Below are 13,261 nucleotides of genomic sequence, written 5' to 3'. Positions count from 1 at the left end.
GAGGCGACGCGGGAGTTGGGGGCGGTGCGTGCGGTGGGTGGGGATGCGCGGGTGGAGGAGCAGTTGCGGTTGCTGGCGGCGGATCCGGCGGAGCGTGATGGGGTGCAGAGCGCGGTGCGCAGCCGGTTGGCGCCGGGGGCGTCGGCGGGGTGAGGCGGCGGCGAAGGGGGGCGGGCCGGGGCCGGTCCGCCCCCTTTTCGCTTGCACCGGGCCGGGCGCCCGGCCCGCCCTTTCGCTTGCGCCGGGCCGCCTCTCCGCTTGCGCCGGGCCGGTGACCGGCTCGCCCTTTCGCTTGCGCGCGGAATGGCCGGCCTGTCGACCTTCGCTGGCGCGCGGAATGCCAAGCGCCAAGAGGTCATCCCATACGGGACGGGTGCGGGACGGGTACGGGACGGGCGCGTGCGCGGAATGCCGCGGACTGCCAGAAATCCGAATCAATCACATGTGGGCGGAAAGCCGAAAGGCACCCGCCCGCCAACGCCCGTATCCGCACGGGAAAATGAGCGGCGACGCCTCCTGCCCTGGGCTATGGTGCGCCGATGTCATCCATCAAGCAGGTGCAAGTAACCTTCGACTGCGCGGAACCTGAGCGCGTCGCTCGTTTTTGGTGCGAGGTGTTGGGATACGTCGTCCCGCCGCCGCCGGAGGGATTCGCCACTTGGGACGATTACAAGCAATCCCTTCCCCCTGAGGACCGGGATGCGTGGTTTGCCTGCAGTGACCCCTCAGGCGTGGGCCCGCGGCTGTACTTCCAGCGCGTTCCCGAAGGGAAGGTCGTCAAGAATCGGGTGCATCTCGACGTGCGGGTCGGCACCGGCCTCGTAGGGGAAGAGCGCCTGGCCAAGCTTGAGGCCGAATGCGCACGACTGGTCGCGCTCGGCGCGGTACAAGAGCGGGTATTGCTCGCCGATGAGGAAAACGAGTCGTGCATCGTCATGCAGGACGTCGAGGGCAACGAGTTCTGCCTCGACTGAGTCCCTCCTTCGCGATGGCGAGGCGGGAAGCCGTCTCCCTTCGCCCGGCCGGCCGGGCGAAGGGAGACAACGCGACGACGACGCGGTGCCGGCGCTGATGACGGCCTCGTAACCGGCCCGGTACCGGTAGTTCTTCGCCTGCTCGCCAACCGTGTGGCCCCGCGTGCGATCCCCGCTCGTTTCGGTCGGTTGTGCCGTCCCCGTAAGACGCCGAAATGGGCACAGAAGGGAGGCGGAACACCACGTCCCCGACGCGTTCGTTCCCGATCGTTTTCGGCCAACTCCCGCCACCAGTCATCAGCGGCGAACGCCCCCTCCCGACCCCGGCGCGACGCGTGACACGCGGACGCGCGAACCGGCGCGGCCCTGCCCGCTGGCGGCGGCGGAGCTCCCCGCCGATCCCGGGCGCCCGTATCCGTGCCCACCCGTACCACCCGACGCCCGTTGCCCATCCCGCTACTTCACGCCAATTTTCGAGTGACCAGGTCGGTCTGGGGTTACGATCGCCTCTTGTACGACCATCGTCGTAAAGCGGTCGAAGGCAGTCATGGGGCGTGCGCAAAAGGCACGGCCGAAAAAGACCTGAGAGGGACGTGGCATGAGGAGCGGTGACCGGTGACGCTTCACGGCCCGTCCCGCCGGAACCCCGGCGCACACACCCGCGGCGGCGCGAACCCCCGGGGCAACGCGGACAATCGTGGGGGCGCGAACCCCCGGAATGGTGCGAATCCCCGTGGTGGCGCGAACTCCCAGGGCAACGCGGACAACCGTGGCGGTACGAATCCCCGAAATGGTGCGAACAACCCCCGCAGCGGCGCCGATCACCGCAGTGGCGCCGATCACCGCAGTGGCGCCGATCACCGCAGCGGTACCGATCGCCGCAGTGGCGCCGATCTCCGCCGCCGTGAGCTGAGCCAGAATTTCCTGCGCAATCACCGGGTCGTGCGCGACCTCGTCGCACAGGTCGCGGACCGCGACGCCCCGGCCCTGGAAATAGGCCCGGGCAAGGGCATCATCACCCAGGAACTCCTGAAGTCCTTCGCCACCGTCACGGTGGTCGAAAAGGACCCGCGCTGGGCCTCGTACGTGAGACAGCGGTTCGCGGACGGCAACCTCGACGTCATAGAGGACGACTTCCTCAACTTACGGTTACCGGACCAGAATTACACCGTCGTCTCCAACGTCCCCTTCGGCGCGACGACCCAGATTCTGCGGCGCCTGCTGGAATCGCCCGGCTGGTCCGCCGCCTCCCTCCTCGTGCAGTGGGAAGTGGCCCGCAAACGGGCCGGGCAGGGCTTCGGCTCGCTGCTCACCACCTCTTGGGCTCCCTGGTACGAGTTCTCGCTCGGCAGCCGCGTTCCGGCCACCGACTTCCGGCCGGTGCCCCGGGTGGACGGCGGCATCCTCGTCATCAGACGCCGGCCCACCCCTTTGATCCCGGACGCCGCGCGCCGTCAGTTCCAGGAATTCGCCGAGGCGGTCTACACCGGCCCGGGCCGGGGGATCGCCGAGATACTCCGGCGGCACATCCCGGGGCGCACCTACCGCACGCTCGCCGGCACCCTGCGCCTGCACCCGGACGCGCTCCCCAAGGACCTCACCCTCGACCAGTGGGTCGCCCTCTTCCAGGCGTCCCGGCCCGACCGGAACGGCGGCGCGGCCCCGCCCGAGCCCCGGCCCTCGCGCTCGTCGCGCTCCTCGTCCCCGTACCGCTCGTCATCCTCCTCCCGTTCCTCGTCGTCCTCGTCCCGTTCTTCCTCTTCCTCGTCCTCGTCAGGAAGATCGGATGGCGCCGGATCCGGGAATGGACCGGGCATCCGCCCCACGACCGGCAACGCGACCCGCTACCGAGGAGGCGGCGGCCGTCCGGCCTCCACCCGAGGGGCCCGCGGACGAGGAGGTGCCCGATGACGATCCCCTTCCCCGGAAGCGCCCGGCCGGGCCGGCTGCTGGCCGTGAGCGACCTGCACATCGCGTACGCGGAGAACCGCGAGGTCGTCGAGAAGCTGCGTCCGGAGTCCCCGCACGACTGGCTGCTGGTGCCCGGGGACATCGGTGAGCTGAGCGAGGACATCGAGTGGGCGCTCACGCTCCTCGCCGAGCGGTTCGAGAAGGTGATCTGGGCCCCGGGCAACCACGAACTGTGGACGCCCAAGGAGGACCCGTTGCAACTGCGCGGCGAGGCCCGTTACCGGCACCTCGTCGAACTGTGCCGCCGCCTGGGCGTGGTGACGCCCGAGGACCCGTACGTGGTGTGGGAGGGCGAGGGCGGGCCCGTCACCATCGCCCCGCTCTTCCTGCTCTACGACTACTCGTGGCGCACCGACCCCGGCCTCAGCCGCGCGAAGGCGCTGGAGGAGGCGTACGAGGCGGGTGTGGTCTGCACGGACGAGTTCCTGCTGCACCCGGACCCGTACCCGACCCGCGACGACTGGTGCCGGGCCAGGGTGGCGGAGACCGAGCGCAGACTCGCCGAACACGACGCCTCGGACGCGCCGTTCGTGCTGGTCAACCACTTCCCGCTGGTCCGGAACCCGACCTCGGTCCTGTACTACCCGCAGTTCGCCCTGTGGTGCGGCACCGAGCTGACCGCCGACTGGCACCGCAGGTTCCCGACCGCCGCGATGGTGTACGGGCACCTGCACATCCCCCGGGTGACGCACCACGACGGGGTGCCCTTCCGGGAGGTCTCGCTCGGCTACCCGCGCGAGTGGCGGCGGCGCGGCTTCCCGTCCCCGCTGCTGCGGCCGGTGCTGCCGGCGGCGGTGGGGGCCTGAGAGACGGCATCGCCCGCGATGCCGACAGGCTGTCCTTTCCGCCGAAGGCATCCTGCCAACCCGTTCCGGCAGAATGCGTACCCGTGACCATCCGCCTACTGATAGCCGACGACCAGGAAATGGTCCGCCGCGGAATGCGCCGCATTCTGGAGAGCCAGCCCGACATGGAAGTCGTCGGCGAGGCGACCAACGGCGTGGACGCGGTCGAATTGGCGCGCTCCCTGAAACCGGACGTCGCGCTCGTGGACATCCGCATGCCGCGCATGGACGGCCTCGAAGTCACCCGCGTCCTGGCCGACCCCGCCGCCGCGCACCCCGTCCGCGTCGTCGTCGTGACCACCTTCGACCTGGACGAATACGTCTACCCCGCACTGCGCTTCGGCGCCTCGGGCTTCCTGCTCAAGCGCTCCGGACCGACCCTCCTGCTGGAGGCCGTCCGCGCGGCCGTGGCGGGGGACAGCCTGATCAGCCCCTCCATCACCGTCCGCCTGCTCCAGCACGTCACCGGCAACGGCCCCCGCCGTCGGCAGCGCGATGGCGTCCTCACCGAACGCGAGGCGGAAATCGCCGGCAAGGTCGCCGAAGGCAAGACCAACGCCGATATCGCCGACGAACTGTTCATCTCGGCGGGCACGGTCAAGACCCACATCGCCAGCATTCAACGCAAACTCCAGGTGCGCAATCGCGTCGGAATCGCCGTCCGGGCCTGGGAGATGGGGTATGCCACGGGGCGGATGCCGGGGTGAAATCGTGAAGAAGTCTTGAGGGGGGCTGATGGAGTCCGGCGGGAATTCTGGGGGGAGCCTGACCGGAGTCCCGCAGGAGTTCTGACGGTGCCCTGGCGGAGTCCGGGAGATGCCTTGAGGGAGTCCGGGCGATGTCCTGAGGGAGTCCCGGGAGAAGTTCCGAAGTTCCCCTGACGGAGTCCGCGAGAAGCCCCGAAGAAGCCCCGGCGAAGCCCTGTAACAGCCCTGAGCGGAGCCCTTGCCGGAGCCCCGGCGAAGCACTTCGGCAGCCCCTGAGTGGAGCCCTGGCGGAGTCCCGGCGAAGCCCCGGGAATCTCCCGCAGAAGCCCCGCCAAGTCCTGGGAAGAACCCGAGGAACACCCGCAGAAGCCCCAACGAAGCCCGGCGAAGCTGCAACGAAGCCCCAACGAAGCCCGGCGAAGCCTCAACGAAGCCCCGGCGAAGCTGCAACGAAGCTCCAACGAAGCACGGACGTACCTGCAACGAGCCTCAACGAAACCCCGACGAAGCCTCAGCCAAGCCCCAACGAAGCCCTCCGAATATCCACCGTCCGGCAGATGCCTGGAATTCCCATCCATGCCCGGCCCGCCACCCCTCACCTCCATGCGTAGCCTCGGCCCCATGGACACCCAGGAACACCCCCCTTCCAGCGGAGTCGGCCGACGTCGGCGCCGCTGGACCGCGGCGGTCGCGGCGCTGGTCCTCGCGCCCGCCATCGCGGCGCCCCCCTCCACCTGGACGACCGCGGTCATGGCCGCGCTGACGGTGGCCGTCGCCATGCTGCCCTGGCGCGCGGGCCGAATTGGCCTGGGCCGGATCGGCCTGGGCCGGGCGGCGGGGGGCGTCGCGGCCCTCTCCCTCGTGGCCGACCTCGCCTACTTCGGGAGACCCGGACTCGTCCTCCTGTGGCTGCCCGTCGAGACGGCCGCGCTGCTCGTCCTCCTGTACCGCGCGATCCGTCACCTCCCGGCCCCTCGCGTGGCGGCCGTGACCGGCGGCCTGACCGGCGCCGCCGTCCTCGCGCTCCCGCTCCGTATGACCCTCCACGCGCCCCACCTCGGCCTCAAGGAGTCGGTGTTCGTCGTGGCGCTGTCCCTCTTCCCCGCCGCCGGAGCCACCGGCGTCGGCCTGTACCTGCGGTCCCTGGACGGCCGCAGGGCCCGCGCGGTCGCCCTGGCCCGCCGCGAGCAGCGCCTCGAAGTGGCCCGCGACCTGCACGACTTCGTCGCCCACGAGGTGACCGGCATCGTCCTGGAGGCCCAGGCCGGACAACTGGAGGCGGATGGCGCCGGGCCGGACGAACACCGCGCCCTCCTCGTCCGCATCGAACAGGCCGGCCTGCGGGCGCTGGACTCCATGGACCAGACCGTGCGGGCGCTGCGCGAGGCGGACGGCCGCAAGTGGGGCGAGCCCCCGCCGACCCGCCTCCACGGCCTGGCCGACCTCCCCGAACTCGTCGGCCGCTTCTCCTCCATGGCCGCCTCCGAGGTGGACCTGTCACTGGAGGACGGCGTCGCCGACACCCTCTCCCGGGAGGCCGAGGACACCGCCTACCGTGTGGTCCTGGAGTCCCTGACCAACGTCCGGCGGCACGCCCCGCAAGCCGGCCGCGTCACGGTCTTCGCCGGCCGGACGGCCGACCGCGCCGTCGAGATAGCCGTCACCGACGACGCGGGCCCGAGCGCCCCTGCCCCCACCCGCCACGGCGGCGGCACCGGCCTGGCCGGCCTCGCCGAACGCGTCAGTACCCTCGGCGGCACCCTGGAAGCCGGTCCGCACGAGAAGGGCTGGCGGGTGCGCTGCGTCCTGCCGGCACCGGCGTTGCGGTAAGGAGCACGGGACGCGGGACGCGGGACACCCCTCCCGGATATCTGCCGATCGGCAGATGTGCCTGATCACCCCTCCGACGATTCTTGTGACGTGCACAGATCCGGCCCCGGACGGACGCCGACCCCGGAAGCCCGGACACCAACGCGTCAGTGCACCCGCCACCGCGCTCGTCACTCTGGAGGAACCCCGATGTTCTCAGGCACCACCCGGAAGCGGTCCGTGCCCCGCGTCGCCGCCGTCGTCGTGGCGCTCGCCGCCACCGTCGGCCTGACCGGTTGCTCGGTGGACGCGTCCAAGGTCAAGCCGGACACCAAGGTCTTCCCGTACGACGGCACGACCCTGAAGCTGACGACGCACGAGGTCGCCACCAAGCTCGTCGCCACCGACCGCAAGGACATCAAGGTCACCCGCTGGTTCGACGCGGCGGCCGGCTCCGAGCACCTGAAGTGGGAGCTCAAGGGCGACACCCTCGACATCGACGCCGGGTGCAGCGGCATCGCCGTCTGCGACGCCAAGTTCCAGGTGGACGTGCCCAAGAACCTCACCGTCATCAAAGACGGCAAGAAGGCCGACCTGAAACCCGACGCGCACACCGCCCCGAAGACCGACCCGAAAACCGACCCGAAGACCGACCCGAAGACCGACCCGAAGCCCTCCCCGAAGGACGAGAGCTGACCGTGCTCGACCTCCTCGACATCACCAAGGTCTACAAGGGCGGCAAACGCGCCGTCGACGACATGACCATGCGCCTGGAACCGGGAATGCTCGGCCTCCTCGGCCCCAACGGCGCCGGTAAGTCCTCCCTGATGCGGATCACCGCCACGGTCACCCGGCCCACCTCCGGCCGGCTCCTCTTCCACGGCGAGGACGCGGTCGCCCGCCCCAACACCCTGCGCCGCAGACTCGGCTACCTCCCCCAGGACTTCGGCGTCTACCCGAACCTCACCTCCCGCGAGTTCCTGACATACCTCGCGGCGGCCAAGGGCATGTCCGCCAAGTCCGCCAGGGCCCGCATCGACGAGCTCCTGGAGCTGGTCAACCTCACCGAGGCGGTCAAGCGCCCATTGGGCAAGTACTCCGGCGGCATGTTGCGCCGGGTGGGCATCGCGCAGGCCCTGCTCGCCGACCCCGAGGTGATCATCGTCGACGAGCCCACGGCGGGCCTGGACCCCGAGGAACGCGTCCGCTTCCGCAACCTGCTCAGCGACCTGGCCGCCGACAAGGTCGTCATGCTCTCCACCCACATCGTCTCCGACGTCGAGTCGGTGGCCTCCGACATCGCGGTGGTCGCGAACGGACGCCTCCAGCGCCGAGGCACCCCCGAGGAACTGCTGCGCTCGGTCGAGGGCCACGTCTGGGAGGTGCTGGTCGACCCCGCCTACGTCCCGGCCGTGCAGAACGAGTACATCGTCAGCCGCATGGTGCGCACCACCGAGGGCGTCCGCATCCGCCTGCTGTCCCCCGAGGCGCCGTACGAGGGCGCGGCCCAGCTGGTGCCCGACCTGGAGGACGCCTACCTCGCCATCATCCGCGGCACGTCCGGAGACCAGCCCGCTTCCGCCCCGACGCGCGCCGGGGCGGTGTGACCCGATGCTCCGCACTCTCACCGCTCCCGCCGTGGCCGACTTCCGCGACCGCGTCCGGCGGCCCGCCTACGTCGTCGTCCTGGCCGCCGCGGTGGCCCTCGGCTACGTGGCGGTGCCCGGCACGGACGCCAAGTGGGTGATCATGCAGGTCGGCGACTTCCGCGGCGTCTACGACAGCGCGTACGTCGGCATGGTGACCGCCCTGGCCGGCGGCCTGTGGATCATGCTCGGCGGCTTCTACATCGTCCGCAACTCCATCGAACGCGACCGCGCCACCCGCGTCGGCCAACTCATCGCCGCCACCCCCCTGCGCACCACGGCCTATATGGCGGGCAAGTTCCTCAGCAACCTCATGCTGCTGTCCTCCATGCTCGGCGTGCTCGCGCTCACCGCCCTCGTCATGCAACTGACCCGCGGCGAGTCCCACACCCTCGACCTCTACGCCCTCTGGCAGCCCTTCGTCCTGATCGCGCTGCCCCTCGCGGCCCTCACCGCGGCCTGCGCCCTGCTCTTCGAAACGGTGCCGATCCTGCGCACCGGCTTCGGCAACGTCATCTGGTTCTGCGCCTGGCTCGTCATCGCGACGGTCGGCCAGGGCCCGGGCCAGCCCCTCGGCGGCACGGGCGTCTATGACGTGGCCCGCTCCATGTACGACGACATGGTCGCCCAGGGCATCCACATCACCGGCTCATTCAGCCTCGGCCTGACCTACCTGGACAAGCCCCTCAACACCTTCACCTGGACCGGCTTCACCCCCACCGCAACCTACGTCCTGGGCCGCCTCTCCCTCCTCCTCATCGCCCTCACCCTCTCCCTCCTCCCCACCCTCTGGTTCACCCGCTTCGACCCCTCCCGCACCCGCCAACACCGCGAACGCAGCCCACGACAGGACAACGCGACCTTCCAACCCGTCTTCATCGACGAGGTCGCAGGCCGGGCCCCCTCCTCTACCGACGTGTCCGTAGGCGGGACCCCCTCCACCACCCACCCCGGAGCCACCCCACGCACCCACCCCGCACGCACCCCACGCACCCGTCCCACGACCACCCTCCACACCCGCCCCGAACCCGGCGGCGTGACCGCCCGCCTCCTGGCCGGCGAACTCCGCATCCTCCTCAAGGGCATCCCCTGGTGGTGGTGGCTGGTCGCCGCCTTCCTGGTGCTCTTCGGCATCGTCTCCCCACCCCACGGCGCCACCCGCGCCATGCTCCCCCTGGCCTGGATCTGGCCCATCACCATCTGGTCCCGCCTGGGCACCCAACGCCACGAACACGCCGTCGACACCCTCCTCGGCGCCTACCCCGCCCCCCACCGCCGCCTGCTCGCCGAATGGTGCGCCGGCCTCACCCTCACCGCCCTGACCGGCGCCGGCCCCCTCATCCGCCTGATCATCGCCACCGAACCAACCGGCATCACCGCCTGGCTCGCCGGCACCCTCTTCATCCCCTCCCTGGCCCTGGCCCTAGGCACCCTCAGCCACACCCACCGCCTCTTCCAGGCGATCTACCTCCCCCTCTGGTACACGGTCACCAGCGGCCTCCCGGTCTTCGACTACATGGGCGCCCTCCGCGACACCAGCGAACTGGCGAGCGCCCAGCCGCCGGTGACCATGGCGGTGGCCGCAGCCCTGCTCGCCGTTGTCTTCGTGACAGGGAGCTTGCGGAGATATGGGCGAGACTGACAGGCGCGTTTCGCACTTCGCCGCAGAAGGCCCAGGATTCAGAGAACGTGACCCGCCCAACCAAAAGGCGGGTCATCGGGGGAAACCCCGGCGGCCCGTCTTTTATCGTTACTGGGATGTCGTTACTGGGACCGGTGCCCTGCGTCGTCGACCTCAGCCTGAAGATGCACCACTCCACCCAGAGTGACAATTTCAGGCGGATCGATCGGTTCGAATTCCCCACTCTCGGTCTGCGTGCCGAGGAATAGATACTCGGTCACCGCCCGACCCCCGCTACGCGTCAGCCTGCGGCGCTCTTCGACGAGCAGGTGCACCTCGTCTCCCAGCCGCCAGGGGACCTCAGTGATCTGCCCCGGCTCAAACTTCACAGTGACCGCGGAGGTCGCTGGAGGTTTGATCACTGCCACGCCTGAAAGCTTCAATTCCGTAACGCGTCCTGAAATGTTTCGTCGAACGCGAGTAAAGGCTTCCGCGTGCGTTTTCCGAAGTTCACGGACGTACTGCTTCCCGGACTCGGTGAGTGTTGAGCTATGCACAGAACCGTCATGCGAGAACCAGCGTAGTTGTACCGCCAGATTGAATCGGTCGAGTGCGCTGACCAGCCTGGACAGGCTCGAAAGCATAGGCGTCCACTCGGTGACGTCTTCCCTCGCCTCGACAGTTTGGACAGCGTCGAACAGCACGCTTATGGCCTGTTCCACGGTTTCGGTGTCGCCGCCGTCAGGTTCCTGACCGTCCCCGGACGCTTCTTCGGCGTCGAGTCCTCGTGCCATGGGACGGACATGGAGAACTGTGCTGCCCGACGAGATGCCCACCAGCTCAAGCTCGACATCCTCGTCAGTGGAGGCTGTTACCCCGTCTTGAAGGGGTTTCAGGATGGCGTTCCCTACAGAGAACCTCAGGCCACCCTTCCCGGCCTCCTCGCCGGTCAGGCGGATGGTCAGTTCTTCGCGGAGCCGAGCTTCGGGGTCCCATTTCCTGACAGAAGAAAGCCACTGGCTCCTCTGCTCCGAGTCAACGGTGTCCGCGTCTCGCTCTGCCGCGTCCTCGTGCTCGAACCACTGATCCAGATCGGCGCGATGGCTCTCCAAGACGCGCCGCCGCCAATTGGTGGTCACAGCGTCACCTCCAAGTAGCCCCGCCTGGGCGTAGCACTCTCCAGAGTAGGCGCATCCTTCTGGCCGGCGGGCCTGCAACGCTGCCACCAGTCGTCCCAAGCCCCGCGCTGGCGCAAGTACTCCAGTTCAGGATGCTCAAGTACATCGAGATCAAAGACGGAGCGAACCGGGTGGTAGCGCACTTCCAGAGCCGAGAGAAGGTACTCCCTCTCGGTATGGACCCGTGTGAATGCTTTGGTCATCCATCCCGACCGGGGTTTCCCTTTGATCGACTGAGCGGCCGCGTCGTTGATGAAGACGGTGAGGTCGGCGTTTCGAGGATTGAGCCGGGAACTGACGAAGCTACCGCCGAGCCACACGCAGTGCACGAGTGACTCTCCCTCCAGTATTTCGCTGAAGTGCTCGTCCAGCAGAAAGAAGCGCGCCATGTACTGCTCGAAGCCGCTCCAGATGAGTTGCCTCGTGCTGGACTCCGCGAAACGCTCGTTGCCGACGAGCAGAGCGTGGGCCTCGTCAGCGTCGACCTGATACCTGCCGGGCGCGAGGAAGTAGTCCTGGCCGTTCGCTTGAACACTGAAGTCGATCACCGGCAACCCCCCTATATCCCACCGGCTCTCGGACGCTACACGAAGGCACGGACAGTGGGTACCCAACGATCATCGATGGGCGGTACTTGTGTCGGAGGTGTGTCGCGATCAATGGGCGACAACGAGAAAGGACGGGAGCCAGTGAGACTGACTCCCGTCCTTTTCTGTCGGCATCCGCCTGGTCAGCGCTTGATCGCGACTGATTCTCGGCGAGTGCCCCCGGCAGGATTCGAACCTGCGCACACGGCTCCGGAGAGGGTTCACGGTTCGTGGTATTTCGGTGCGCTGACCTGCGGTGATCCACGAAAATCCGCCGACACGCGGGCCGGGTGTGTCGCAGACGAGGCGTACTGCTCACACCATCTCTGTAACAAACATGGGAGTCATTTTCAGTGCAGGGGTAATGCCTGGGGGGGTAGTACGGGCCGCCCTTCGGGCGGACGCCTCTCGGCCGCACGAGGCGTGCCGGATGTATGGCCGGTCGGCACCTGTGGCTTCCCCGGGCTCAGTCACGGTGGCTCGGGGCCGTCGGCGTCATCCTCCCGGGGCTTGGGCGTTCGGGTGTGCAGGCGGGCGGTGAGTTCTTCGCGGGCGGTGGCCGGGCGTACCGACATGGGGTCGGCGTCCCAGTCGTCGCCTCCGGCTGGCGGGTGCAGCACGAGCCGGTGGCCGAGGTGTCCGGCTACCCGGCCGACCCGGCGCCGGCCGGTGTCGAAGACCAGCGTCCCGAACGGCAACTCGTTGCCCTCGTTGCCGGTCACGTGCCGTCCTCCCGGTAGGGGGTCAGACGGTGCTTGGCCAGACAGGTGGGACAGGCCCACAGGGCTACGTCCGCGCCTGAGAGTCGGGCCACCACCCCGATCAGCGTCGCCCCGCCCGTCAGTCCGCCGTGCCAGTCGCACCAGCGGACCACCGCTTCCCCGCTCTGTCCAGTTTTGGCCGCTGATGGGTCGGTAGGATCGTTCATGTCGCGCTCCTTCGCAGCGTGGCCGTGCCCCCGGACCGTGCCCCCGGTCGCGGGGGATTGCTGTGCAGCGCATTGTAGAGAGCCCTACAGAGCTATAGGGAGCTACCCGGAGATACGTGCAGCTCAGGCGATCTTTATGTTGCTCGCATGAGTGATCGTGAGGTGCCGGAGTTCCAGCCCACCGGGCCCCAGCTCGTCTACGTGGCGCTCGCCGACCACATCGCGGCCCGCATCCGGGTCGGCGAACTGCCGCCCGGATCCCGGCTCCCCGCCGAACGCGACCTGGCCGCCGAATACGGGGTCGCCTACATGACGGTGCGCCGGGCCGCCGCGCTGCTGCGCGAACGCGGCTGGATCGTCACCGTGCACGGTAAAGGCACCTTCGTCGCCGACCCTCTCCCGACCACCGACTAGTGACCGAGCCCTGCCTCCTGTGTAAGGATCGGCACAGGCGAACGAAAACCGGGCCCGGTGCTTGCAGCGCCGCAGGTCAGCAAGTGTCGCCCCCGCGCGTGCGGGGGTGGTCCTGGATGATGGGGCTCCCCGCCGGGTGGGTTACGGTCGCCCCCGCGCGTGCGGGGATGGTCCCGTCATCTCGCTAGACGAAATAACCTTCCGGACGTCGCCCCCGCGCGTGCGGGGATGGTCCGATGTGCGCGCGGACCGCCTTGCGGCCACTCGTCCGCCGTAACGGCCGGGTGATCGCGTAACGGTGTTACGCCGTCTAACACCCAAGCCCCTAGGCAGGCGCGCCGTTACGCGCTCCTAACAGTGGCCGCTCCGACCGCGTAACACTTGCCCGTAACGCTGCCTGACGCTGGCCGTAACGGTTGCCCCCTCCCTCCTGTCTTAAGAGCCTTACTGTCTGCGTGACCGACCGCAGGCGCCGCTCTGGCGTGACCGGGCGCCGGCGGCGGGGTGTGGTCCCGCCCGAAGGGCTCGAAGGACCGCCCTTCGGGCGGACGCCTCTCGGCCGCACGGGACGTGCCGGACGC

Annotated in this window: 13 protein-coding genes, 2 pseudogenes and 1 CRISPR repeat array; of the genes and pseudogenes, 10 read left to right on the top strand and 5 right to left on the bottom strand. The window is 69.1% G+C overall.

Annotation, left to right across the window (positions count from 1 at the left end; genetic code table 11):
• A pseudogene (locus ABZX96_RS37265) lies at nucleotides 1-153 on the top strand (HEAT repeat domain-containing protein); the annotation flags it as partial.
• A gap of 386 nt (nucleotides 154-539) precedes the next feature.
• The gene (locus ABZX96_RS37260) at nucleotides 540-974 is read left to right on the top strand and encodes a VOC family protein (protein ID WP_355553869.1); all 435 of its coding nucleotides are present in this window, start codon (nucleotides 540-542) and stop codon (nucleotides 972-974) included.
• 456 nt (nucleotides 975-1,430) lie between these two features.
• Here the strand turns inward: ABZX96_RS37260 and ABZX96_RS37255 are convergent, their stop codons facing one another.
• Nucleotides 1,431-1,910, bottom strand: coding sequence for a hypothetical protein (locus ABZX96_RS37255; RefSeq protein WP_355553872.1), 480 nt, complete (start codon nucleotides 1,908-1,910; stop codon nucleotides 1,431-1,433).
• Between ABZX96_RS37255 and erm the strand changes: the two are divergent.
• The 7 genes and pseudogenes from erm to ABZX96_RS37220 all read left to right on the top strand — a co-directional run.
• Nucleotides 1,884-2,615 (top strand): annotated as a pseudogene (gene erm, locus ABZX96_RS37250) (23S ribosomal RNA methyltransferase Erm); the annotation flags it as partial. The gene ABZX96_RS37255 and the pseudogene erm overlap by 27 nt on opposite strands.
• Nucleotides 2,616-2,881: 266 nt before the next feature.
• On the top strand, nucleotides 2,882-3,751 hold the full coding sequence (locus ABZX96_RS37245; RefSeq protein WP_355553866.1) for a metallophosphoesterase: 870 nt from the start codon (nucleotides 2,882-2,884) through the stop codon (nucleotides 3,749-3,751).
• Nucleotides 3,752-3,834: 83 nt separating this feature from the next.
• Nucleotides 3,835-4,497 (top strand): response regulator transcription factor, encoded by a 663-nt coding sequence (locus ABZX96_RS37240; protein ID WP_355553863.1) that lies wholly within the window; start codon nucleotides 3,835-3,837, stop codon nucleotides 4,495-4,497.
• 621 nt (nucleotides 4,498-5,118) lie between these two features.
• Complete coding sequence (locus tag ABZX96_RS37235) at nucleotides 5,119-6,327, top strand: histidine kinase (protein WP_355553861.1); 1,209 nt, start codon at nucleotides 5,119-5,121, stop codon at nucleotides 6,325-6,327.
• A gap of 189 nt (nucleotides 6,328-6,516) precedes the next feature.
• On the top strand, nucleotides 6,517-7,002 hold the full coding sequence (locus ABZX96_RS37230; RefSeq protein ID WP_355553858.1) for a hypothetical protein: 486 nt from the start codon (nucleotides 6,517-6,519) through the stop codon (nucleotides 7,000-7,002).
• 2 nt (nucleotides 7,003-7,004) lie between these two features.
• A complete protein-coding gene (locus ABZX96_RS37225; RefSeq protein WP_355553855.1) occupies nucleotides 7,005-7,913 on the top strand; it encodes an ABC transporter ATP-binding protein in 909 nt (302 codons plus the stop codon).
• A gap of 4 nt (nucleotides 7,914-7,917) precedes the next feature.
• The gene (locus ABZX96_RS37220) at nucleotides 7,918-9,594 is read left to right on the top strand and encodes a hypothetical protein (RefSeq protein WP_355553852.1); all 1,677 of its coding nucleotides are present in this window, start codon (nucleotides 7,918-7,920) and stop codon (nucleotides 9,592-9,594) included.
• A 122-nt stretch (nucleotides 9,595-9,716) separates the two neighbouring features.
• On the opposite strand, the gene ABZX96_RS37215 is transcribed toward ABZX96_RS37220, so the two are convergent.
• The 4 genes from ABZX96_RS37215 to ABZX96_RS37200 form a co-directional block, all read right to left on the bottom strand.
• Nucleotides 9,717-10,712 (bottom strand): hypothetical protein, encoded by a 996-nt coding sequence (locus tag ABZX96_RS37215; protein WP_355553849.1) that lies wholly within the window; start codon nucleotides 10,710-10,712, stop codon nucleotides 9,717-9,719.
• Complete coding sequence (locus ABZX96_RS37210; protein ID WP_355553846.1) at nucleotides 10,709-11,299, bottom strand: hypothetical protein; 591 nt, start codon at nucleotides 11,297-11,299, stop codon at nucleotides 10,709-10,711. Before ABZX96_RS37210 ends, ABZX96_RS37215 begins: the two co-directional genes overlap by 4 nt.
• A 509-nt stretch (nucleotides 11,300-11,808) precedes the next feature.
• Complete coding sequence (locus tag ABZX96_RS37205) at nucleotides 11,809-12,060, bottom strand: hypothetical protein (protein ID WP_355553843.1); 252 nt, start codon at nucleotides 12,058-12,060, stop codon at nucleotides 11,809-11,811.
• Entirely contained in the window at nucleotides 12,057-12,266 is a 210-nt protein-coding gene (locus ABZX96_RS37200; RefSeq protein ID WP_355553840.1) for a hypothetical protein, read from the bottom strand. Before ABZX96_RS37200 ends, ABZX96_RS37205 begins: the two co-directional genes overlap by 4 nt.
• Nucleotides 12,267-12,413: 147 nt before the next feature.
• Here ABZX96_RS37200 and ABZX96_RS37195 point away from each other — a divergent pair, with 147 nt between their 5' ends.
• A complete protein-coding gene (locus ABZX96_RS37195; RefSeq protein WP_355553837.1) occupies nucleotides 12,414-12,680 on the top strand; it encodes a GntR family transcriptional regulator in 267 nt (88 codons plus the stop codon).
• Nucleotides 12,681-12,765: 85 nt separating this feature from the next.
• Nucleotides 12,766-12,915: a CRISPR direct-repeat array (repeat unit 21 nt; unit sequence GTCGCCCCCGCGCGTGCGGGG).
• Nucleotides 12,916-13,261: the final 346 nt, after the last annotated feature.

Origin of the sequence: Streptomyces sp. NPDC003077 (genome assembly GCF_040611095.1) — a bacterium.
Lineage (GTDB): Bacteria > Actinomycetota > Actinomycetes > Streptomycetales > Streptomycetaceae > Streptomyces.
The sequence above is the reverse complement of the archived record's forward strand: the minus strand, read 5'-3'. Positions and strand labels throughout refer to the sequence as shown.

Excerpts from the sequence above, each read along its gene's own strand:
- ABZX96_RS37260 (WP_355553869.1), top strand. The coding sequence starts at position 540 with ATGTCATCCATCAAGCAGGTGCAAGTAACCTTCGACTGCGCGGAACCT.
- ABZX96_RS37245 (WP_355553866.1), top strand. The coding sequence starts at position 2,882 with ATGACGATCCCCTTCCCCGGAAGCGCCCGGCCGGGCCGGCTGCTGGCC.
- ABZX96_RS37235 (WP_355553861.1), top strand. The coding sequence starts at position 5,119 with ATGGACACCCAGGAACACCCCCCTTCCAGCGGAGTCGGCCGACGTCGG.
- ABZX96_RS37230 (WP_355553858.1), top strand. The coding sequence starts at position 6,517 with ATGTTCTCAGGCACCACCCGGAAGCGGTCCGTGCCCCGCGTCGCCGCC.
- ABZX96_RS37220 (WP_355553852.1), top strand. The coding sequence starts at position 7,918 with ATGCTCCGCACTCTCACCGCTCCCGCCGTGGCCGACTTCCGCGACCGC.
- ABZX96_RS37200 (WP_355553840.1), bottom strand. The coding sequence starts at position 12,266 with ATGAACGATCCTACCGACCCATCAGCGGCCAAAACTGGACAGAGCGGG.
- ABZX96_RS37195 (WP_355553837.1), top strand. The coding sequence starts at position 12,414 with ATGAGTGATCGTGAGGTGCCGGAGTTCCAGCCCACCGGGCCCCAGCTC.